The sequence below is a fragment of the Bacillus sp. 179-C3.3 HS genome (assembly GCF_047229225.1).
GTDB lineage: Bacteria > Bacillota > Bacilli > Bacillales > Bacillaceae > Bacillus.
On the sequence record NZ_JBFEFT010000001.1, the window covers coordinates 81,519 to 104,788 of the forward strand.

General features: G+C 43.1%; 22 protein-coding genes. 21 read left to right on the forward strand and 1 reads right to left on the reverse strand.

Going from position 1 to position 23,270, the window contains the following annotated elements; translation table 11 throughout:
* Positions 1–38: 38 nt before the first annotated feature.
* The 15 genes from AB1K80_RS00410 to cydC all read left to right on the forward strand — a co-directional run bounded on the left by AB1K80_RS00410 (position 39) and on the right by cydC (position 16,482).
* A complete protein-coding gene (locus tag AB1K80_RS00410) occupies positions 39–368 on the forward strand; it encodes a winged helix-turn-helix transcriptional regulator (RefSeq protein WP_412854643.1) in 330 nt (109 codons plus the stop codon).
* A gap of 379 nt (positions 369–747) precedes the next feature.
* The gene (locus AB1K80_RS00415; RefSeq protein WP_412854644.1) at positions 748–1,206 is read left to right on the forward strand and encodes an NEAT domain-containing protein; all 459 of its coding nucleotides are present in this window, start codon (positions 748–750) and stop codon (positions 1,204–1,206) included.
* A 16-nt stretch (positions 1,207–1,222) separates the two neighbouring features.
* Positions 1,223–1,885: a heme uptake protein IsdC gene (gene isdC, locus AB1K80_RS00420; RefSeq protein WP_412854645.1), complete on the forward strand. Its 663-nt coding sequence runs from the start codon at positions 1,223–1,225 to the stop codon at positions 1,883–1,885.
* Between the two features lie 18 nt (positions 1,886–1,903).
* Positions 1,904–3,661 carry an NEAT domain-containing protein gene (locus AB1K80_RS00425; protein WP_412854646.1) on the forward strand — a complete coding sequence of 586 codons (1,758 nt, stop codon included), beginning with the start codon at positions 1,904–1,906 and terminating at the stop codon, positions 3,659–3,661.
* A 72-nt stretch (positions 3,662–3,733) separates the two neighbouring features.
* A complete protein-coding gene (gene isdE, locus AB1K80_RS00430; protein WP_412854647.1) occupies positions 3,734–4,621 on the forward strand; it encodes a heme ABC transporter substrate-binding protein IsdE in 888 nt (295 codons plus the stop codon).
* 34 nt (positions 4,622–4,655) lie between these two features.
* On the forward strand, positions 4,656–5,642 hold the full coding sequence (locus AB1K80_RS00435) for a FecCD family ABC transporter permease (protein WP_412854648.1): 987 nt from the start codon (positions 4,656–4,658) through the stop codon (positions 5,640–5,642).
* A complete protein-coding gene (locus AB1K80_RS00440; protein WP_412854649.1) occupies positions 5,629–6,399 on the forward strand; it encodes an ABC transporter ATP-binding protein in 771 nt (256 codons plus the stop codon). The genes AB1K80_RS00435 and AB1K80_RS00440 overlap by 14 nt, the downstream gene beginning before the upstream one ends.
* Before the next feature lie 28 nt (positions 6,400–6,427).
* The gene (gene srtB / locus AB1K80_RS00445; protein WP_412854650.1) at positions 6,428–7,174 is read left to right on the forward strand and encodes a class B sortase; all 747 of its coding nucleotides are present in this window, start codon (positions 6,428–6,430) and stop codon (positions 7,172–7,174) included.
* Positions 7,175–7,194: 20 nt separating this feature from the next.
* Entirely contained in the window at positions 7,195–8,130 is a 936-nt protein-coding gene (locus AB1K80_RS00450) for an ABC transporter substrate-binding protein (RefSeq protein ID WP_412854651.1), read from the forward strand.
* A complete protein-coding gene (locus AB1K80_RS00455; protein WP_412854652.1) occupies positions 8,127–9,140 on the forward strand; it encodes a FecCD family ABC transporter permease in 1,014 nt (337 codons plus the stop codon). Before AB1K80_RS00450 ends, AB1K80_RS00455 begins: the two co-directional genes overlap by 4 nt.
* Before the next feature lies 1 nt (position 9,141).
* The gene (isdG, locus tag AB1K80_RS00460; protein ID WP_412854653.1) at positions 9,142–10,275 is read left to right on the forward strand and encodes a heme oxygenase; all 1,134 of its coding nucleotides are present in this window, start codon (positions 9,142–9,144) and stop codon (positions 10,273–10,275) included.
* Positions 10,276–10,604: 329 nt separating this feature from the next.
* Complete coding sequence (locus AB1K80_RS00465; RefSeq protein WP_412854654.1) at positions 10,605–12,020, forward strand: cytochrome ubiquinol oxidase subunit I; 1,416 nt, start codon at positions 10,605–10,607, stop codon at positions 12,018–12,020.
* Entirely contained in the window at positions 12,007–13,023 is a 1,017-nt protein-coding gene (gene cydB, locus AB1K80_RS00470; protein WP_412854655.1) for a cytochrome d ubiquinol oxidase subunit II, read from the forward strand. The genes AB1K80_RS00465 and cydB overlap by 14 nt, the downstream gene beginning before the upstream one ends.
* Positions 13,023–14,759, forward strand: a complete 1,737-nt coding sequence (gene cydD / locus AB1K80_RS00475; protein WP_412854656.1) for a thiol reductant ABC exporter subunit CydD — start codon at positions 13,023–13,025, stop codon at positions 14,757–14,759. The genes cydB and cydD overlap by 1 nt, the downstream gene beginning before the upstream one ends.
* A complete protein-coding gene (cydC, locus tag AB1K80_RS00480; RefSeq protein WP_412854657.1) occupies positions 14,749–16,482 on the forward strand; it encodes a thiol reductant ABC exporter subunit CydC in 1,734 nt (577 codons plus the stop codon). The genes cydD and cydC overlap by 11 nt, the downstream gene beginning before the upstream one ends.
* 55 nt (positions 16,483–16,537) lie before the next feature.
* Here cydC and AB1K80_RS00485 read toward each other — a convergent pair whose 3' ends face one another.
* Positions 16,538–17,581 (reverse strand): pectate lyase family protein, encoded by a 1,044-nt coding sequence (locus AB1K80_RS00485; protein ID WP_412854658.1) that lies wholly within the window; start codon positions 17,579–17,581, stop codon positions 16,538–16,540.
* 492 nt (positions 17,582–18,073) lie between these two features.
* On the opposite strand from AB1K80_RS00485, the gene sigY reads away from it, so the two are divergent.
* The 6 genes from sigY (at position 18,074) to AB1K80_RS00515 (ending at position 23,161) form a co-directional block, all read left to right on the forward strand.
* Entirely contained in the window at positions 18,074–18,607 is a 534-nt protein-coding gene (sigY, locus tag AB1K80_RS00490) for an RNA polymerase sigma factor SigY (RefSeq protein ID WP_412854659.1), read from the forward strand.
* Positions 18,604–18,912 carry a YxlC family protein gene (locus AB1K80_RS00495; protein WP_412854660.1) on the forward strand — a complete coding sequence of 103 codons (309 nt, stop codon included), beginning with the start codon at positions 18,604–18,606 and terminating at the stop codon, positions 18,910–18,912. Before sigY ends, AB1K80_RS00495 begins: the two co-directional genes overlap by 4 nt.
* The gene (locus AB1K80_RS00500) at positions 18,912–19,124 is read left to right on the forward strand and encodes a transcriptional regulator (protein WP_412854661.1); all 213 of its coding nucleotides are present in this window, start codon (positions 18,912–18,914) and stop codon (positions 19,122–19,124) included. The genes AB1K80_RS00495 and AB1K80_RS00500 overlap by 1 nt, the downstream gene beginning before the upstream one ends.
* Positions 19,125–19,440: 316 nt before the next feature.
* Positions 19,441–20,811, forward strand: a complete 1,371-nt coding sequence (gene gdhA, locus AB1K80_RS00505) for an NADP-specific glutamate dehydrogenase (protein ID WP_412854662.1) — start codon at positions 19,441–19,443, stop codon at positions 20,809–20,811.
* Positions 20,812–20,894: 83 nt separating this feature from the next.
* Positions 20,895–21,008, forward strand: a complete 114-nt coding sequence (locus AB1K80_RS00510; RefSeq protein WP_412854663.1) for a hypothetical protein — start codon at positions 20,895–20,897, stop codon at positions 21,006–21,008.
* A 215-nt stretch (positions 21,009–21,223) separates the two neighbouring features.
* Positions 21,224–23,161 carry a BglG family transcription antiterminator gene (locus AB1K80_RS00515; protein WP_412854664.1) on the forward strand — a complete coding sequence of 646 codons (1,938 nt, stop codon included), beginning with the start codon at positions 21,224–21,226 and terminating at the stop codon, positions 23,159–23,161.
* Positions 23,162–23,270 lie beyond the last annotated feature (109 nt).

Genomic DNA, 23,270 nt, shown 5'->3' on the forward strand with positions numbered 1-23,270 from the left:
ATAATATAATAAAAAAAGTGAAAAGGAGGGGAAAAGATATGGCTCAAGACGGTTGTCCAATTACAGATGCGATGGAGATTCTAGGCAAGAAATGGGTGATTCTCATCATCAATCAGCTTCTGACAGGGCCAAAGCGTTTTTGTCAACTTGAAAATGAAATGAACATCAGCGGAAGATTGTTATCTGAAAGACTGAAAGATTTAGAAGCAGAAGATCTCGTTGAGAAAAAGGTATATCCCGACATTCCAGTGCGTATTGAATATGAACTCACAGCGGAAGGGAAAAAAATAGAGCCGATCATCAGGGAAATGTATGCGTGGTCTCTGGAGCGGCAGACAAGCAATCAATGTGAACAAGTTTCTACCTAAACCGATTCGATCAGTGTGACTGGTCGAATTTTTTTTGTGATTCTTTCAGGGATCTAAGACAAAAGTATGAAAAATGATATTGACAATAAATTTATCCATCATATAATAACAAGGAGAAGAGGATTCTTTTTCCTGTATTGGAGAATTGGAGGTCATGCCATGGAGTGAAGAATGGGACAGATTGCCTAAACACCTTTTCGAATTCATCTATCAACGAGAAACAGACATCTTTGGCTCTTTGGGAGCAAAGATTTATTTTTTAGTCTCGATTGATAATGATTATCATAATCATTCATAGGAGGGTGTTATATTCCTGTGAAGGTTATTTTTTTTATTGTCCATTGAGAATAATTATCAATATCATTTAGGGGGTATTCACATGAAAGCAATACGTTCAGCTTCACACATCTTTTTATTTTTTAGTTTTGTTCTGTTATTTGCGATTTCACCAATTAGCTCTGCTTCTGCAGCGGGATTAGCGGATGGTCAATATCAGGTGCAGTATGTCGTATGGAAATCCGATAGTCAATCGACGTCTACAGCGAATTCGTATTTTGAAAAGCCAGCCAAGCTTGTCATAAAGGGTGGAAAAATAAAGGCACAAATCACATTGAATAATAGTTCTTGGATAACAAGCTTTAAGACAATGGATCAAGGTGTGTACAAAGATGCAAAGGTCATTAGTACAAACCAAGCTACCAATAAGCGGACAGTAGAATTCAATGTGGATAGCTTGACCACAGTTTTACCAGCGAAAGTGAGTGTCACGGTTCCTGCCATCGGATATACAGGTAATTATGATATTCGCCTAAAGTTTGACCAAGCATCTGTTCAATAAAAAGGAGGAAGTTCCCTTGAAGAAAAAAATGATCATGTTGCCAGCCTTTGTTGTCGCAATGTGGCTGGCACTCGTATTGCCTATGTCAAACGCGCAGGCAGCGACATTAAGTGATGGGACATATTCCATGAACTTTACCGTTCTAAAGGCTGAAGGGAATGGGGTTTCCATGGCGAATGATTATTGGCTGAAACCAGCAAAGGTGCTGGTGAAAAACGGTAAGATGACAGTGCAAATGACGATTAAAAACAGCAGTTGGGTCACGGAATTTAAGGTCCCAGGAAACGGCGGTTATGTTGACACACACGTCTTATCGACGAATAAAGAAGCCAATACCCGAGTCGTTCAGTTCAGTGCACAGAGCTTGTCCAAGCCGATCAAATCAAAAATCCATGTCACTGTGAAATCTGCTGACTACGATCATGATTATACGATTCAGCTGAAATTTGATGAAAGCAGTGTCCAATCACTTTCGTCTAACAGTTCAAACCAATCATCTAACACGCCAGAAAGTAACCAAAAGCAAGCAAATGAATCAACGAAGGAATCTGATTCATCGACTCATGTGAAAAAAGAAGAGAACCCTCAAACTGGGGATACAAGTCAAGTAGGTTGGCTCCTTCTGCTTGCCATATGTTCAGGTGGATTTCTAGCGAGAAAGTGGATCATAAAGCATTAAAGGAAGGAAGTGTCACGATTGAAACGTCTTTTATCACTAAAGGCAGCTATTCTGCTCTTTTTATTCAGTTTGTTGAGTGCGTTTCACATATCTCAAGGAACCGCTCAAGCTGCAACGCTTGTTGATGGTGAATATACAATAGGATTCACGATCTTAAAAGATGGATCTGATGAGGTATCCATGATGGATACTTACACAGAGAAACCAGCAAAACTCATCATAGAAAATGGCAAGGCGACAGCCTATGTCACTCTGAAGCAAAATAAAGAGATCACTGATTTCAAGGTTGAACAAAATGGTGCATTCGTCACGGCTGATACGGTCAGTGAGGATGAAGCAGCCAATACACGTGTCATCAAGTTTGACGTGCCAGACTTGTCAGCCAAATTAAATGGCTGGGTCAAAATCTATTGGGATCTAGGTGGCTTTATTTATGATGAAGCGTATGACGTTCAAATGACATTTGACCAAAGCAGCCTGACGCTAGTGGCACCGGCTAAGCCAGACGACAGTGAGTCCAAGCCAGATGATCAAAATGGCACAAATCCGGACGACAGTGAGGTCACGCCTGATCAACAGACTGGCACAACACCAGATGATCGCACGACCAAACCAGATCAACAGACCGGCACAACGCCTACACAGAAAGCACTAAAAGATGGTGAATACCGTATTGATTACAACGTGTTAAAAGGGGATGAGAATGAAGTTTCTCGGATGAATCAGTACTTCTCACACCCTGCAACTTTAACAGTAAAGGACGGGAAATCAACCATTTCCTTTACGGTGAAAGATCATACGTCTGTTGCCTCTTTAAAAACAGAGAGAAATCACTCATATCAAGAAGTGAAAACCATTCGCACAGATGAAGCAAAGAATACGAGAGTCGTGTCGTTCGATGTGTCTGATCTCAATAAAGATGTCAAAGGAAAAGTGCACATTGTGGTAGCGGCCGCAAGCTATGAGCAAACCTACGACATTCGTTTCCAATTTGATTCGAGCAGTATCAGCCCACTTAATGGCAGTACTGTAAAGGAAGAAACACCATCTGTTATTTCGGGAACAACGAAACCAAATAAAACAACATCTGATACACAGCATGGTGAATCGAGCAAAAAAACGGAACAACTAAAGGATGGGGTCTACAAGCTTCCATTTTCAATGAAAAAGGCGGACAAAGACGAGCTTTCCCGTATGAACGACTATGTTGTGAGCCCTGCGACATTGGTGGTGAAAAATGGTCGTTATTTCGTGTCATATACGGTGAAGAACAGCTCAGCTATCACGTCTTTCCAAGTCGGGACAGGCGGAAAATATGAAGAGACACTTGTGGCGAAAACAAATCAAACAGCGGATACACGAGTGATTCAATATGAAGTAAATAGTTTAAGCAGCCACCAGACAGCGCGCGTGAAAATTGACATCCCAGCGGCTAACTACCACGAGCAATATGATGTCAAGCTTGTCTATGATACGAAAGGAGTGGCACTTGGTGAAGGTAGCGGAATTGCGACAGTGATCGGAGAAGATGAGCAGATCGACTTTGTTAAAAATCAAAATGATAACGATTCGCACAAAAACCAACTGGTGAATCTTCTCCCAGAGGAAACTGGTGCAGAGCAGATGACATTCCATCCAACGGATGACCAAACCAAGTCTGAAACAGGTCAAGTGAATCCAAAAACAGGAGATACATCGCTCTTATGGGTATATGTTCTTTTATTTGCGGGATCATTGCTTGTGCTCGTGAGAAAGTATCAAACACGTACAAGGTAGGTTCTGTTTGATCGTGAGATGCGCCTAAATCTCGGCGCATCACTCTCTTTTTTCGAAAGGAGGCTTCTGTTTTTGAAGCATCGCATGTTATGCATTCTGATCTTCGCTTTGTTTGTGTGCTTGGTCGCATCAGGCTGCTCACAGACAGTTGAACGGTCAGGAGAAGGTCAAAATAAAAAAGAAACAAACGAGCGCATCGTCGCTACGACAGTAGCTGCGGTTGAGATCATGGATGCCCTAGAGCTGGATCTTGTTGGGGTGCCAACAAGTCAAAAATCATTGCCAACTCGATACAAAGGGTTACCAGAAGTCGGCAATCCAATGAGCCCAGATATGGAAATCATTCAATCACTTCAACCGACCCAAGTCCTGTCTGTCACAACCCTTCAATATGATTTAGAGAAACCTTTTCAACAAGCAGGTGTCCCGACCACCTATTTAAATCTTGAGAGCCTAGACAAAATGGAGAGTGCCATTACGAAGCTCGGAGATCAGTATGACAGAAAGAAACAAGCCAAGCGGATCGTGTCAGCTTTTGAACAAAAAAAGAAAGACATACAAGAGAGAACGGAAGGAAAACGTAAGCCGTCTGTTCTGATTTTACTTGGAGTACCAGGCAGTTACTTGGTGGCGACAGAGAACTCATATATCGGTGATCTCGTGCGTATTGCAGGAGGGGACAATATTGTCAAAGGTGAGCAAATGGAGTACTTGGCGTCTAATACAGAGTATTTACAAAAAGCCAATCCAGATATCATCCTCCGAGCAGCACATGGTATGCCAGAAGAGGTCGTGAAAATGTTTGATCAAGAATTTAAAACAAATGATATTTGGAGACATTTTAAAGCGGTCCAACAAGGCCGAGTGTATGACTTAGAAGAAAGCTTATTTGGAACAACAGGCAATTTAAAGGCTGGAGAGGCATTAGAAGAATTGACGCACATGTTGTATCCATCATAAGTGGCCAATTTTAATGATAAAAAGGACGTTCAAGATGAAAAAAACAGGGATTTTATTTCTGATAGTCAGTCTTTTACTGGTCGGCGTATTTCTGTATTCCACCATCACTGGGAGTATTCATGTTACGCCATTTGAATTGTTGGAAGGGCTCATCACCGGTCAACACCCACAGGTAGAAATCATTAAAGATTTGAGAATGCCTCGTATGCTCATTGCGATGTTTACTGGGGCTGCCTTGTCAGTCTCTGGTGTGCTGCTACAGTCGGTCATGAGAAATCCATTAGCTGATGCGGGTGTCATTGGCATTTCATCAGGTGCGAGCTTTTTGTCTTTAATGACAATTACAGCGCTCCCTCAATTTTATTTCTATTCTCCTCTATTCTCATTATTAGGCGGCGCTATCGCATGCTTTCTAGTGTATGTTCTGTCATGGAAAGGTGGTTTAAGTCCGATCCGCATGATTTTGGTCGGAATTGCGATAAATGCCATGTTTACAGGACTAGCAGAGGCATTTGTGACCATTTGTAGCTATTTCAATATCACGATCAATCAGTCAGGGCAATCCAATCTGATGATGAAAACGTGGGGAGATGTCCGCTTATTCGGCATCTATGGTGTCATTGGTCTTGTTATTGCCCTCTTTTTCAGCAAATGGTGTAACCTGCTAGCACTTCAGGATAAGACTGCCAAAAACTTAGGGATGCGCGTGACCCAAATGCGTCTTTTCATATCAATAACAGCCGTTTTATTAGCATCGGTGACGGCTGCGGTAGCGGGTGTGATCTCATTTGTGGGGTTGCTCATTCCTCATATTTCAAGAAGGCTTGTCGGCTCCGATCATCGGGTATTGATCCCATTTTCCGCATTGAGCGGTGCACTACTCATTTTAACAGCCGATACGCTGGGCAGAACGCTCGTCGCGCCAAACGAAATACCTGCTTCGACCATTATGGCTGTGATTGGCGGGCCGTTTCTGATCTTTTTATTGAGAAGGGGGGATCGCATACATGGACATTCATGACGTGTCTTTTTCATACGACCAACGGAGGGACATCGTGCGATCGGTCACATCGCGTATAGAAAAAGGGAAAATTACGACCATTATCGGTCCAAATGGGTCAGGAAAATCAACCCTGTTGTCCTTGATGGCGAATAACCATCGTCCAAACAAAGGAACGATTACGCTAGATGGTCAAAAGCTCCATGCGTTCAAGCCAAAGGATCTGGCGAGAAAGCTATCTGTCGTCCATCAGCAAAATGAAGCCCCGTTAGATTTAACGATTGAGCGGGTCGTCGCATTCGGTAGAACCCCTTACCAAACGTTGCGAGGAGCGGACAAAGAAGAGGATGAAAAAGCGATTGAATGGGCGCTCTCCTGTACAAAGCTAACGGAAAAAAGAAAAGTGACACTCGCCTCACTGTCCGGTGGAGAGCGGCAGCGAGTATGGATTGCGATGGCTTTAGCCCAGAAAACACCGATTCTTTTCTTAGACGAACCAACGACCTATCTGGATATGTACTATCAAATTGACATTCTTGAACTCATTCGAGAATTAAATGTTGTGCATGGATTAACGATTGTGATGGTGTTGCACGATATGAATCAGGCTGTCCGCTATAGTGATGTCATCATTGCGATGAAGGATGGACAGATCATAAACGAAGGACGCCCAAACGAGGTGTTAACAGAAGAAATGGTGCGACACATTTATGATGTGTCCGTCACAATTAGACAGGATGCAGAAACAGGAATGTACATCGTACCTGTTGGCATATAAGCTTTGAGGAAAAAGCAGGTGAGGCAGTGTGAAACGAAGACGGATCGGGCAACGCATCGTGACATGGATATGTCTAGGTGTGTTTATTTCTAGCGGAGTGGCCATCGGTCTAGAATTGTTTGGATATTATCAGAATCGTCAGGTGCTAGCACAAGCGCAGACGATGTATAGACACGAAGAAGTGACGAATGAGGCGCGGAAATCTGGACAGATCCGTACGTCCTTTGATGAGTTGAGACAAGTGAATGACGATATTGTCGGTTGGATCGATATAAATGGGACAATGATTCAGTATCCGATTGTTCAGTCACATGATAATGCCTTCTATTTAACACGGAACTATTTGAGGAATGAGACGAGGGCAGGCAGTATTTTTATGGACTATCGAAATGACGTCTTGCACGAAAGCCCCAATACAGTGGTGTATGGGCATCGAATGAGGGATGGATCGATGTTCGCTGGACTCACAAACTATTTGAAAAAGGACTTTTTCAACGACCACCAAACATTTCAGTACGATACGCTGTATCAAAGGTATGAAGCAGAAATTTTTGCGGTGTATGAAACGACGGTGGATTTTGATTACATCCAAACCGATTTTCAAGATCTTGGTGAATATGCACACTACTTGCAAGCAGTACGTCAGAAATCAATCTATCAAACGAAGACAGACGTATCCACTGATGACTTGATCCTCACCTTATCCACCTGTGATCATGCGCTTGCACCGAAAAGCGGACGTCTGGTGGTTCAGGCGAAGTTAAAGGAAGTTTAAGAGAAAAGGAGAGAGAACGGTTGAAATTCTTACATGTGATCACGGTAGGGCTCGTCTTGCTGCTTCTTGGCGCGTGCAGTCAGTCCGTAACGGTAGATCAAGAGAGCGGGCAAGGGGCGCTGAAGGTAAAAGATTTTGCCGGCAGAACGTTGTCATTTGATCAACCGCCTAAGCGCATTGTTGCTCTATCGACTGGGGACATGAGCATCATTTACGCCCTAGGTGGTGAGGTGGTCGGCCGGCCATCTGCTGAGTTGCCAGATCCGTTACAAAAAGCTGAGTCTGTACAAACGATTGGGTCCACACATCAGTATGATCTAGAGCTCATCACGAGTTTAAGACCTGATGTTGTCCTAGGGAATGAACAGTTGAACAGTAAGGACATCTCTTCTATAGAAGGTATTGGTTCACAGCTTCTTTTGACGAAAGCCAATTCAGTGAAGGATATCCAGCGCCAAATTACACTATTCGGGAAGATGCTGGGGAAACAGCAGGAGGCGAACAAGCTCAATCGTCAAATTGACCAGCGTCAAAAAGAGGTCAAACACCCTAAGAAAAAAGTGAGAACACTTGTCGTGTATGGTGCGCCAGGTACTTATATGGCAGCACTTCCAAATTCCTTGAGTGGACATTTATTAGATATTGTTGGCGGTACGAATATTGCCGCAGAAGAGCCGGCCCTTGAGGCATTTCCACAATATGCACAAATCAATGCCGAAAAAGTGATTGAAGCTGATCCTGATCTCATTTTGCTGATGACACACAGTAACCCTGAAGATGTGAAAGCAGGCTTTATGAGTGAAATGAAACAAAACGCGGCATGGCATGATGTCTCGGCTGTTCAAAATGGGCATGTGGAGGTTCTACCAAGTGATTTATTCGGTACGAATCCGGGTGCAGACGTCATCAGAGCGATTGATGAACTCGAAAAGAAAATGAAGCGATTGTCATCATGAAGATGAATTCAGAGCTAGATTTTCAAAAAAGGCAGACGAGACGACATTGGCTTATTCCAGGATTGTTTCTCTCTTTATGTGTGGCCCTATGTCTAGGACTTGTCCTAGGGTCTGTTCAATTGTCTATGGCTGATCTTGTCTCTGCTTTGTCGGGATCTGGTCAACCAGTCTATGAAAAAATTGTGTTGGATATCAGGTTGCCACGTGTATTGCTAGGCTGCATCGTTGGGGCGTGTCTCGCAGCTTCTGGCGCCATTTTGCAAGGAGTCGTTCGGAATCCACTCGCTGACCCTAGCATTATTGGGGTCACAGCTGGTGGGGGTCTGGCAGCTGTCCTTACTATGATTGTTTTCCCACAATTCACGTACTTGCTTCCAATAGCCGCCTTTCTTGGAGCATTATTAGCGGCACTTGTTGTGTATGTCCTGTCATTTGATCAAGGCGTTTCACCGCTGAAATTGATTTTGGCAGGTGTCGCTGTGAATGCACTACTTGGAGCGGTCATGAACGGGTTGATGGTGCTTTATAGTGAACGTGTGCAAGCTGTTTTGCCTTTTTTATCAGGAGGATTAAACGGACGAAGCTGGCACCATGTGGAGTTTGTTTTACCATACGCGCTTGTTGGATTATGTCTCTGTTTCTTTGCAATCAAGCCGGCAAACCTTTTGTTGCTTGGTGATGAATCAGCACAGCTGCTAGGGCTAAGGGTTGAGCGTACTCGGTTTTTCTTGATTGCGTTGGCAGCACTTTTAGCGGGTGTCGCTGTCAGTGTCAGCGGATTAGTTGGATTTGTCGGGCTTGTTGTACCTCATTTGGTCCGTCTCTTGATTGGTGATGACTATCGATACTTACTCCCTATTTCCATACTAGGCGGAGCGGTGCTTGTGGTGTTTGCAGATACAGCGGCACGGGTCTGGTTCACACCGATTGAATTGCCTGTTGGTATATTACTTGCTTGTATAGGTGCGCCCTTCTTCCTCTATTTATTAAAAAAGAAAGGGAGGGGTTAATTTGGATGTTAATTTGGATGTGATTGTCATGGAAGAGGTGAGTCTCAATCAAGGGGATTTTCAGCTGTCTTCCATTTCAGCAGCTGTCCCTAAGGGAAGTATGACGGGCATTATTGGACCGAATGGTTCAGGGAAATCGACTTTTATTAAAGCAGTCGCACGCCTGACATCTATCGAAAATGGCATGATTTACCTTCATGATATCCCGCAACATAAGATGACGGCGAAGGAGATTGCAAAAGAGATCGCTGTTCTCTTGCAGACAAGAACAGCAATACCTGCGATGACGGTACGTGAGCTAGTAGCGCTTGGACGCAGCCCTCATCGTTCGCTTTGGAAAAAATCAACGAAGACAGATCAGGAAGCCATTGAGTGGGCGCTTGATGTGACAAATAGCCGTAATAATGAAAACAGGTTGCTTCACACATTATCGGGTGGAGAGAGACAAAAGGCATACATTGCGATGGCGCTTGCCCAGAAGACAGATACAATCATTCTGGATGAGCCCACCACTTATTTAGATATTGCCCACCAGCTCGACTTACTAGAGCTGCTCAAACAACTGAATCAAACACATGGACTTACCGTGCTAATGGTTCTCCATGACTTACAGCAGGCCGCAAAATATTGTGACCGCTTGATTGCTATGAAGCGTGGTCAAGTACATCAAATCGGGTCACCGAAAGAAGTATTCACAGAGGAATTTTTCAAGGATGTGTTTGGGATAAAGGCTGAAGTTCACCTAAATGGGGAGCATCCGCTCATTATCCCTATCGCATCCATTCAACAACAAAAGGGAGATGAACAGAAGATGATCATAGTAAATAACCAAGTGAGAGTAGAAAAGGGCAGTGCCGACCATCTTGTCCAGCGGTTTAATAAACAGGGGCAAGTAGAGTTTATGGAAGGGTTTTTAGGCATGGAGGTATGGGTCACACAACAGACGACTGATTACGATGAAGTGACCATTCATACACGCTGGAATCGAAAAGAAGACTTTGTCAATTGGACGAAATCTCAGGCATTCGGTGACGCACATGCACATGGAAAAGCAAAGCCTGAAGGACTATTGAAGAACAAAATTACGTACTATGAGGTACAAGTGACAAGACCTGCTTTACAGGAAAAAGTGTAAAATGACAAAGCGCTGTGGCTAGAACGCAGCGCTATTTTTTTTGATGTTCATTGAAGCCTGTCACATATTTTTGACAAAGTATTCGAAAAACTGACACAATAAAAGCCAATTTTTAGGTAAAATTTACTTTATTTTTGAATCATCTGGGTGTAAAGTACAGGTGTAAATAACTAACCGAATGAAAATCAAGAGGAAAATTTCACCTAGAGGGCCATTTCAAGAGAGCAATTATTTGTGAAGGATTGAACAAATAATGAACTTTTTGTGAAGTATTGAGCATGATGATTTCATCTCATTCGGCATGTGAAAGTAAGGGAGGATGTAAGGCTGTGAGTGAGCTGTTTTTAGCAAGATTTCAATTTGCCTCAACGACATTATTTCATTTTATTTTTGTTCCTATGTCTATAGGTTTGGTGTTTATCGTCGCATTGATGCAGACCTTGTATGTTGTAAAGAAAAAAGATATTTATAAAAAAATGGCGAAGTTTTGGGGGCACCTTTTCCTCATCAACTTTGCAGTAGGTGTAGTGACAGGGATCCTGCAAGAATTCCAATTTGGGATGAACTGGTCTGATTATTCAAGGTTTGTCGGTGATGTTTTTGGTGCACCGCTTGCCATTGAGGCACTATTGGCCTTTTTCCTTGAGTCGACATTTATTGGCCTTTGGATTTTCGGTTGGGATCGTCTTCCGAAGAAAATTCACTTGCTGTGTATTTGGCTTGTTTCCCTAGGTACGATTTTTTCGGCGTTTTGGATTTTACTAGCCAACTCTTTTATGCAGGAACCAGTTGGATTTGTCATGGAAAATGGCCGTGCAGAAATGAATGACTTCGGGGCTCTTGTCACCAATCCACAGCTCTGGGTGGAATTCCCGCACGTCCTGTTCGGTTCACTTGCAACAGGTGCTTTCTTTATTGCAGGTGTTAGTGCCTATAAAATGATCAAAAAGCAAGAAGTGGCTTTTTTCAAAAAGTCATTCCAGATCGCCATGGTGCTTTCTCTCTTTTCTGGTATAGGTGTAGCGTTCTCTGGGCATGAACAAGCGAAGCATTTGATGACATCACAGCCGATGAAGATGGCAGCAAGTGAAGGTCTCTGGGAGGATAGTGGAGACCCAGCCGCTTGGACATTATTTGCCAATATTGACACAGATAAGAAAGAAAACACTGGGGAAATCAATATTCCATTTGCTTTAAGTTATTTGGCTTATCAGAAATTCAGTGGAGATGTTCCAGGCATGCTGACAATTCAAAAGGAGTATGAAGAAAAGTATGGCCCAGGAAACTACATTCCTCCAGTGAAAACAACGTTTTGGAGTTTCAGAATCATGGTAGGTTCAGGGATGCTCATGATATTTGCCAGTATGATTGGCTTGTACTTGAGCTTTAGAAAGAAACTTGAATCGAACAAATGGTATTTACGCTTCATGGTGTGGATGATTGCTTTCCCATTTATTGCGAACTCAGCTGGCTGGATTATGACTGAAATCGGGCGTCAGCCGTGGACCGTCTTTGGTATGCTGACGACCGCTCAATCGATTTCACCGAACGTATCATATGGCATGCTGTTATTCTCAGTCATTAGCTTTACGACCATTTATCTAATTCTCGCGATCGTGCTTGCCTACTTATTCATTCGAGAAATTAAAAAAGGTGCACACTCTGAAGAGAACACAGATCAAAAGGATGAAACGGACCTGTCTACAGATCCATTTGATGGAGGCGCGTATCATGGCATATCTTAACGAGATTTGGTTTATTCTTGTCGCAGTGTTGTTTGTTGGTTTTTTCTTCTTAGAAGGATTTGATTTTGGTGTAGGGATGTCCATGCATCTACTTGGAAAAAATGATCACGAACGTCGTATTTTAATTAATACCATCGGTCCTTTCTGGGATGCCAATGAGGTTTGGCTGATTACAGCCGGTGGAGCCATTTTCGCAGCATTCCCTCATTGGTATGCCACGATGTTCAGCGGATACTATATTCCGTTTGCTGTTCTCTTATTAGCGCTCATCGGGCGAGGGGTCGCCTTTGAGTTTCGAGGGAAGGTTGAGAAAGCTTCTTGGATCAAAACGTGGGACTGGGTGATCTTCTTTGGGAGTCTGCTACCGCCGTTTCTATTGGGTGTTTTGTTCACAAGTATTTTACGTGGGATGCCAATTGATCAAAGTATGAATATGTATGCTGGTTTTACAGACTTTGTCAATCTTTATTCAGTCATCGGCGGCGTGATAGTCACTGTCCTTTGCCTCTTGCATGGCTTGATCTTTGTCACACTTCGCACAGAAAGTGATTTAAGACAGCGCGCAAGGAAGCTTGGACAGCGTGTATGGCTGATTACACTGCCGCTACTAGTTCTATTTGTCGGTGTGTCAATCATTGAAACAGACATTTATACAGTGCGCCCAATCATCACCATTCCTTTAACTGTGTTAATTGTGATCTGTTATGTAGCTGCTTTTATTTTCATGAAAAAAGAGCGTGATGGCTGGACATTCTTGTTCACAGGGGCAGGTATTATGGTCACAGTGTCGATGCTCTTTGTCGCATTGTTCCCGCGAGTGATGATCAGTTCCATTAACCAGTCGTTTGACCTAACGATTCAAAATGCTGCATCAGGGTCCTATTCGCTGACGGTTATGTCGATTGTAGCCCTTTCTTTGTTACCTTTTGTGCTTGGGTATCAAATTTGGAGCTATTACGTTTTCCGTAAGCGTGTCAGCGGTAAGGAGCCAATGCCGTACTAATGGATAAACGTTTGCTGCAACTAAAAGGAATGAGAGGGCTTCTTGCCCTCTTAGGTATTGTGTCGCTCATCCAAGGAGCAAGTATCATTTTTCAAGCACAGTGGCTGGTACATGCTATTACTACGCTATTTGACGGGAAAGGCCTCACACAGGCGACGCCTTATGTCTTGCTGTTTCTTGCTGCCTTTGCGGTGCGGCATGGCCTTACCTTGATTCGAGAGAAAGTCATGTTTGTCTATTCTACTCGCATTGGAGCAGACGTGCGAAAACAGCTGTTAGACCAACTATTTCGGTTAGGTCCAGCCTTTGCAAAGAAAAAGGGAACTGGAAAGCTTGTGACATTAGCGATGGAGGGAATTGCCCAATATCGTCAGTATTTACAGCTGTTTTTGCCTAAAATGGTGAACATGGCCGTCATTCCGGTCATGGTCCTCGTGTATGTCTGGACATTAGATGAAACATCTGCCGTCATTTTAATTGTGACTTTGCCGATTTTAATTGTTTTTATGATATTGCTTGGCCTTGTCGCCAAACTTAAAGCGGCCAAACAGTGGAGATCGTATGAGAAACTATCCAATCATTTTACTGATTCCCTCCGAGGTCTTGAAACGCTGCGTTACTTAGGCATCAGTAAAAAGCATTCTCTCAATATTGCTGAGGTGTCAAAGCGATATCGAAAGGCGACCATGAGCACGCTGAAGATAGCCTTTCTTTCGTCATTTGCCCTCGATTTCTTTTCCATGTTATCGGTTGCCACCGTCGCTGTGTTTCTTGGCTTAAAGTTAATTGAAGGGGAGCTTTTGTTATTGCCGGCTTTGACGGCATTAATGCTGGCACCTGAATATTTTCTGCCGGTACGTGAGGTGGGGAATGATTATCATGCGACCTTAAATGGAAAAGAAGCAAATGAGGCCATTCAGGTGATGTTAGATGAAAAGGGCTTCCAAACGCAGGATACACAATCGATACAGCTAAAACGATGGACAGATCAGGATTCGCTGTCACTGCATGATGTTTGTGTCCAGCATGAAGAACATGCGCCTTATTCAATTCGTGACGTCAACCTCACTGTCAAGGGGAAGAGAAAGGTAGGAGTCATTGGTGCAAGTGGCTCAGGGAAATCGACGTTGACGGATGTTCTGGGCGGATTTGTCGAACCAACTTCTGGTCGCATTAAGATAAACGGCGAGCCTCTTGTTCATTTGCAGATGAATGCTTGGCAAAAGGAAGTCGTCTATATGCCACAGCACCCCTATTTATTTCACACGACGCTTAAGGAAAACATTCGTTTTTATGAACCGGATGCAACAGATGAAGAAGTGGAAAGAGCGGTGCAGGAGGCTGGTTTATCTCAGCTAGTGGCGCAGCTGCCAAACGGACTGGATGAGGTCATTGGGGAGCAAGGAAGAGGTCTAAGCGGTGGACAGGCGCAGCGAATTGCGCTGGCCCGGACTGTGCTAGGTCAACGGTCGATTATGCTGTTAGATGAACCGACGGCACATCTCGACATTGAGACAGAGTATGAGTTGAAAAAAACCATGCTCCCGCTATTTGAGAATAAACTTGTGTTCCTAGCGACACACCGGCTTCATTGGATGCCGGATATGGATGTAATCATTGTGATGGATCAAGGTACCATTGCAGAAATGGGAACGCATGAGTCATTAATGAAAAGAAAAGGTGTGTACTATCAATTGGTACAGGAGCAAATGGGGGCGGTCACACATGATGAGTAAAGGCTGGTTTATACCTTATATCAAGGAGAATCAAAAACTGTTTGCCTTGGTGATTTTCTTAGGCACCATTGCTGTGTTCTCTGCTTCTCTTCTGATGTATACCTCCGGATTTCTCATTTCAAAAGCAGCGACAAGACCTGAGAATATTTTGATGGTCTACGTGCCGATTGTGGCTGTCCGTACTTTTGGTATCTCACGCTCTGCTGCCCGTTATGCAGAAAGATTGGCAAGTCATCAGTTGATTTTGACCATGATTGAAAAGATGCGAGTACGTTTGTATGACATGGCTGAACGAAGTGCCAAACAGACAAAGCTTGGTACAGGTGAAATGCTTGGGCTCTTGTCAGAAGATGTGGAGCGATTACAGGATGCTTATTTAAAGACCATCTTTCCATCCATTGGCGCATTGCTTTTATATGCAGCTTCCATTGGTGCATTTGGACTCTTTTCATGGCCATTTGCCGGATTGATGTTGCTCTATATGGCACTTCTCGTATTTGTGTTCCCATACGTCACGGTGCTTGTGAACCGGGCGAGACAAATTCAAATGAAACAAGGCAGAAATGAGCTGTACAATCATTTAACAGATGCCGTCATGGGGGTTAGTGATTGGTTGTTTAGCGGCAGGCAAAAAGATTTTGTTGAAGGCTACGAACAGAAAGAAGCCCAGCTGTTAGCTCTTGAAGCCACAAATCACCGTTTTATCCGTCTGCGCCAATTTCTCGCACAGCTGATCATTGGGGGAGCGGTTCTACTTGTGGTGTATTGGAGCGGCTCAGTCGTTCAGTCAGGATCGATGTCACACACACTGATTGCAGCCTTTGTGCTTGTGCTGTTTCCATTAACAGAAGCCTTTCTTCCGCTGTCAGATGCGGCAGGTGATATTCCCGTTTATCAGCATGCCGTCAGCAGATTAACGCATTACGAAAAGCAGTCATATGAAGGGGAATCTGAGGGAGAGTCTCTGGATCAGTTAACCGTAACTCGTGGTCCATCTGTCTGTTTTGATCAAGTAACTTTTGGATACGAGACGCAGCATCAAGTACTTCAGAACGTATCATTTTCTCTCAAGCAAGGGGAATCACTTGCTCTCTTAGGCAGAAGTGGTGCGGGTAAGTCAACTATTTTGAAATTACTGCAAGGGGCAGTCGTACCTAATCAAGGTGTTGTCACCATTCAAGGGATACCAGTGCAGCGTATTCAAGAAAATGTGTCAGCCTATTTGTCTGTGCTCAATCAACAGCCATATTTATTCGATACGTCTGTCTTGAATAATATTCGATTAGGGTCACCAGAGGCGACAGAGGCGCAGGTGAAAGAAGCTGCGCGACAAGTACAGCTGCACGATGATATTGAGTCTTTGCCAGAAGGATATCACACAGGTGTACAAGAGACGGGGGTTCGTTTTTCAGGAGGAGAAAGACAGCGTATAGCGTTGGCTCGGATTTTGCTACAAAACACCCCGATTGTTGTTTTAGATGAACCAACCGTTGGGCTTGATCCTCGGACGGAGCGTGAATTGCTTGAAACAATTTTCCGTGTGCTAAAAGGAAAAACGTTGATTTGGATTACCCATCACCTGACCGGCTGTGAAGCGTGTGATCAGATAATGTTTATTGAAGATGGACAGATTGCAATGCAGGGACATCATCATGAATTATTGAGAGAAAACGTGCGTTATCAAAGGTTATACGAGATGGATCGTCCGTTTTCTAGTATGTAAATAAAATGAATGGGAAGAGCGTTCGGACAGGTGATCTGCCCGAACGTTTGGTGGTTTAAGGGTTTACTTTTCCAACACCTGTATTTGATATCACTTCAGATTTTACATTGTTCACGTTAAGTAAAGAATAAGAATATGGAGGGTTGTACGTACCTGTTGAAGACGTTGGTAGACTGCCTGTGCTGTTGATAAAGGAGTTATTCACGACATGCCAAGTGCCAACTTGAGAGCTGTCCCAGCTACCGATTGCGTTGTTTGTATTTTCAAATACATTGTGCTCAATTCGCATCTTCGCGCCCATCCGAGAGTTAATGGCCGTTGTGATGATGCCTTTATAGTAGTTGTTATACACATGCCCTTCCCCGTAACGCATGGACGGTACACGAGAGTTCAGATTTTCAAAGCGGTTGTTATGGAAGGTGATTTTGCGGTTGTAGTTGTCACTATCAGAACTACCCATAAGCATTGATTTCCAGCTGTCATGTACATAGTTCCAAGAGAATGTAATGTAATCGGAATCTTTTTTCACATCAAACAAACCATCGTAATCATCTTTCCCGGAATTTAATGTATTGTACAGTTCATTATGATCCACCCAGATGTTTTTCGAACCGCCTTCAATTCCGATGGCATCCTTATCGCCAATTTTACTGTGGTGTATTTTCAAGTTGCGGATGATCACGTTATTGGCTCGCCATACCTTAATGCCAATTCCATTAAACTCACCATTTGTCCCTTTACCGACGATGGATACGTTATTTGTATCTTTCACATCAATTTTAGTTGCAGATGTATTAGAAGGAGTGATCGTCCCATCGACGACGATCTTCAACTTCTCATTGGTTCCTTTGTTTTTAAGAGCCGCTAAAAGTTCATTTCCAGTTTTTACTGTGACAGTTTTGCCGCCTTCACCGCCTGTTGTGCCGCCATTTAATGTGGAGAAACCTTGTTGATTAAAATTGGCCATAATCGAAGGGCTTTCTGGATACTTAGTGGTTGCCTTTGCCTCCGCATTTGGTGCAAATAATGAAGTCACGAGGCCAACCGCTAACACACTGGCTAACATAGGGATTTTTTTCTTCAAAACGATCCTCTCCATTCGTTTTCATTTTTTTGACGCTATAATGTAAACGTTTCCAAAATTAGCTGCGATTCACGTGCACCTCCTCTGTTCGCTGGCATCGCCTCTTTCGGAATGTAGGAAGAGCATAGCACGCAAAAAGTAATCATCGGCTAAGACATGGAGCTCGTGATTCTGAGATTTTCTAGGAAACTAAGGGGATGATTATTTCATTTTCATCTAAATAAGACGAGGATCATTGACGATAGGTACTGTGGTGACATCGTGATTATGGGGCAGAGACTCTTCATTTTGTAAAAAATCATCATGATTACTAAAATGTCATTTTGTTAGAGGAGAACGAATGTCATAATCATTTCATAAGAAAAAAGTGGATGTTAAACCGGCAAAAGAGTGGCAGACTAGCATGGAAATGAACATTTTTTAAAAAAATCGTTTTGATGTTGAACGATTCCTTTGGTCGTGTCGTCTCATAATCAATGGAAGAGGATAGAGGAAGGAGGGAGATGTTTGGAGCAAGTGGACGAGGCATTATTGATTAAGCAGGCAAAACAAGGAGATGATGCCGCATTTACAGCGCTTTATCGTGAATATTATTCGTTTGTTTACCGATATTTGATCAAACTCACCCTTCATCAAGAGCTGACAGAAGAATTAATGCAGGAGACCATGCTGAAAGCATATATGAAGCTATCAACCTTTAGAGGGGATTCATTATTTTCTACATGGCTGATCTCCATTGCATCAAGGCAATTTTTAGATCATCAGAAAAAAAGAAAACGTGAACAATTGAGGGAAAACCGTGCCAATCAAGAGGCCATACGTCGCTTCAAATGGGATGTTGAACAACGAGGTCATACATGGCATGAGATGTGGGATACGTTACATGAGTTGAAGGCTCAAGAAAGAGCACCTATTATTTTGCATTATTATTATGGCTTTACTTACCCAGAAATTGCGTCCATGCTCGATATGAGAGAAGGAACGGTTAAATCAAGAGTGCATCACGGGTTAAAGAAAATTCGAAAGGAGTGGCTCTTATGAAGGAAGAGCGTTTCACCGAACGTTTAAAAGAAAATTTACAGCAATTAGACGAACAGATTCAAGTGGAAAAACCGAGTGAGCAGACGGTCATGATGATGCTGAAACAGGCGAAAGAAAAAGAGAAAAAACGATTTAAACGAGAAGTGCTCACATATGTCTTCATCAGCCTAACCATTCTGTCGATCTTCGCCGCTGCGATCACACAGTTGCCGTTTATCTTCATCATCCTGCAAGTAGTGAGCATACCGGCTTGTATCGTTGTTGGCATGAAGGAATATCGACAAATAAAAGGAGAGTCTTCTTGATGAGTCAGGATGAAATGATCATCTTATTATGTGTGTTACCGTTACTGTTTGCCCAAGGAATCTTCTTATTCATAGATGCGAAAAAGAGAGGGCGCTATAAATGGTTCTGGGGAATTATCGGATTGTTTAATTTTCCATCATCTTCTATTTTATATTGGCTTTGTGTCGTGTGGCCTGATCAAAAGAGAGAGCGGAAGCTACGAAAAGATTGATGCTTCCTTTCTTTTGATTACGTCTTTCGGCCTTTTTTTTTATGTGAGGTGATACAGAAAACATGTCAACTTCACCATTTTGTCAAATCATGCGGGATGGTGAAAGTTCATTTGATCATTTCTAGCACAATGGTCATTCCTTAGGCGTCCTTCCTTACTAAATACAGGTGCAATGATTGAATTGATCTCAATTCGGCATCGTTTTGATCTGTTATCAATATTGATCAGATTTTACAATTGGTGTTAAATTAATCTCAATATGCGTAAGGAAATCGAACAATGATAGATGTGACATATAAAAGGAGGCAAAGGAGACATGTTGACCTTAGATCGAGATGCACAAACAGCACAAAGCTATATCCACCGCGTGCTAGAGGATGTAGAAAAACGAAACCCAGGTGAGGAAGAATTCCTACAAGCCGTTAAAGAAATTCTTGAATCGCTTATCCCCGTTTTCGCAAAGCACCCTGAGTATGAAAAACAAGGCATTTTAGAACGGATCGTTGAGCCAGAGCGCCTTGTCGTTTTCCGTGTACCATGGGTAGACGATACAGGTAAAGTACAGGTGAACAGAGGATTTAGGGTTCAATTTAATAGTGCGATAGGTCCTTATAAAGGAGGCATCCGCTTTCACCCATCCGTCAATGCCAGTATCATTAAGTTTTTAGGCTTCGAACAGATCTTTAAAAACGCACTGACAGGTTTGCCGATCGGCGGAGGCAAAGGCGGTGCTGATTTTGATCCGAAAGGGAAGTCGGATGGGGAAATCATGCGTTTTGTTCAAAGCTTTATGAGTGAGCTTAGTCGATATATTGGACCAGATCAAGATGTGCCTGCTGGAGATATTGGTGTAGGTGCACGAGAGATTGGTTACATGTTTGGTCAATATAAGAAAATGCGAGGCGCCTATGAAGCGGGTGTTCTCACTGGGAAAAGCCCTGGATACGGAGGAAGTTTAGCGAGAAAAGAAGCAACGGGCTACGGACTGGTTTACTTTATGGATGAAATGTTGAAATCCCATGATCTCCAATTCGAAGGTCGATCAGTCGTTGTTTCTGGATCAGGAAATGTCTCGATTTATGCCATGGAAAAGGTGATGGAATTAGGCGGGAAGGTTGTCGCTTGTAGCGATTCAAGCGGATGCATTTATGACCCGCAAGGAATTTCACTTGAGACAGTCAAGCAGCTGAAAGAAGTTGAAAGTCAGCGTATTGAAAAATACACAGAGATTCATCCACACGCTAAGTTTATAGAAGGATGCGGGCAAATTTGGTCCATTCCTTGTGATATTGCACTGCCATGTGCGACGCAAAATGAAATATCGGAGACGCATGCCAAACAGCTTGTGGCAAATGGGGTGTTAGCTGTGGGAGAAGGCGCAAATATGCCATCGACGCTTGAGGCTGTTGAAGTATTTTTACAAAACGGTATTTTATTTGCACCAGCAAAGGCCGCTAATGCTGGCGGGGTAGGAGTTTCTGCATTGGAAATGTCACAAAACAGCGTAAGAATGTCTTGGACGTTTGAAGAAGTTGATCGTCAGCTAAAACAGATGATGCAATCCATCTATCGTCAGTGTACACAAACAGCCGACGAATATGGACACTCGGGTAACTTAATTGTAGGGGCAAACATTGCAGGATTCCGCAAAGTAGCAGATGCGATGATCGCACAAGGCGTGATTTAACTCCTGCTCTCCCGCACCTGTTTATGTCATGAAAAAAAGGGGTAATGTTTTTTAAGAACGTCAATAAGGAGGCGCGGGGGAAAATGAAGAAATGGTTGAAACGAATCGTCAAATGGGCTCCTGTGATTTATCCAGTGATCAGGAAAATATATAAAGAACGGAAAACATCTAAACAACGTAACGTCTCAGCCGGTTAAAACCGGCTTTTTTTATGGCTTAAAAAGGATGAATCACAAGCGTTTCATAGGTCCTTAGTTTTGGATTGTCGTATACATAGGTTCATTTGTCATATAAATGAGTTGGCAATTTTTAAGTCTTTTCAGTAGAATATGAGTAATGAAGAGAACCTGCAAGTGCATACAACCTGTCCAGACAAGGCAGATTCTCCACCTGAAAGAAGGAGGCTAATCTTATGCTGAGTAAAAGACTGGCTCACATCTTAAGTCAGCTGATGGCAGCTGAGACTCCCCTCACGAGCGCCGCGCTTTCTGCTAGTCTGCAAGTCACCAGCCGCACCATTCGTACAGACATTAAAGAACTGAATGACCACCTTGCTCCTTATGAAGCGACTGTCTCGGCTGTGAGAGGAGCCGGCTATGAACTGCGAATCAATGATGAGAATGCCTTTCGCCGTTTTATTAAGGAGGAGGTAGAACAGGAAGAGACACTGGCTACGTTGCCGGAAGACCGTGTTCGGTTTATTTTGAAAAAATTGTTATTGGCAGAGCCCTTTGTGAAGCTAGAAGAACTACAAGATCAGCTGTTTATTAGTAAATCTACGTTAAGCAATGATATGAAATGGGTCAAACGGAAACTAGCGCACTTTGACCTCTCGCTAGAAGCAAAACCGAATAAAGGCTGTCGAATCAAAGGATCAGAAATGAAAATCCGTTATTGTATGTCAGAATATTTGTTCAATGGGAGTCAGGCAGATCAACCAATACCGAAAACAGCTGTGACCATCTTGCCAACAGAGGAAATGGCATGCATTCAGAAGACAATGATTGAGAACATCAATGAGGAAAAAATGAGTCTATCAGACATCTGTATGAACAATTTAATTGTCCATATCGCCATTGCCTGCAAGCGCATGAGAGAGGGGAACTATGTCTCTGTACTTCCAGAGGAGATGGAAGAAATTCCGCGGACAAAAGAATACAAGGTTGCCAAAAAAATAGTGGAGCGCCTTGAAGGTGTGCTGCATGTCACATTTCCACAAGAAGAGATTGTCTACATTGCGATACATTTGCTTGGCACAGCCAAAATGATGCAGTCTTTTTCATCAAGCGGTCAAAAACAGATCGTCGATGATGACACAAGTGAGATTGTTCAGGCGATGCTCACAGCCATTGACCGGGAATTACAGCTTGATTTAGCGGGTGATGGTGAATTAATCGTTGGATTAAGTCTGCATTTAAAGCCGGCCATGAACCGATGTAAATATGGGATGAATTTAAGAAATCCTATGCTCAATGAGATCAAAATTGGCTATCCGCTTGCATTTGAAGCCGGAATTATTGCGAGCAGGGTGATTGAAGAAAAGACGGGACTATCAATTCATGAAAATGAAATTGGCTATATCGCCCTTCATTTTGGTGCTGCGTTGGAGCGAAGAGATATGGCAATTCCTCCGAAGCGCTGTCTGATTGTCTGTGCGTCTGGTGCAGGGAGTGCAAGGCTTTTACAAGATAGTCTACGGTCACGATTTGGCTCGAAGCTAAACATATTAGGAACAGCAGAGCTTTACTCACTTCCACACGTCTCTTTACACGCGCTTGATTTGATTATCACGACAATCCCTATCCAAATGGAGTTACCGATTCCTGTCATACAAGTGAACACCATTTTAGGAGGCGGCGATTTTTTGAAAATTGAAGAAGCCCTTACAAGTGAAGCAAAGGTGACATTGGCTTCTCGATTTATTAAAAAGGAATTGGTTTTTACAAAGTGTGATTTTCAGACAAAGGAAGAAGTGATGACCTTTCTCACGCAAAAAGTCATCGACTTGGGTCTAGCGCCAGTAGAGCTCACGCAATCTGTGATGGAGAGAGAGCAGGCTGCCCCGACCTCATTTGGGCACTATACAGCGATTCCTCACCCTATGACCCCGCTGACAGAAGAGACCTTTTGGGCGATTTGTACTTTAGAAAAGCCTATTATTTGGGGAGAGAAAAAAGTCCAATTTGTCTGCTTGCTTTGTGTTGAAAAAGAGAACGCAAAGGATTTAAAAGGAATGTATCAACTACTAGGAGAGTTTGTGCATAATGTCAAATTCATTCAGCAATTGATCGCTTGTGATACGTTCGAAGCCATGCTAGATATCATGATGAAAAAATCTCCTTCGTACTAGACGTAAGATTGTGATATGAACTTTTTCCTCTTCATAAAGGAAAAAGTATAGGTGTTATTGAAAGCGGTTTCATAATAAGATGATGGTGTAAAGATAAGCTTCATACTTC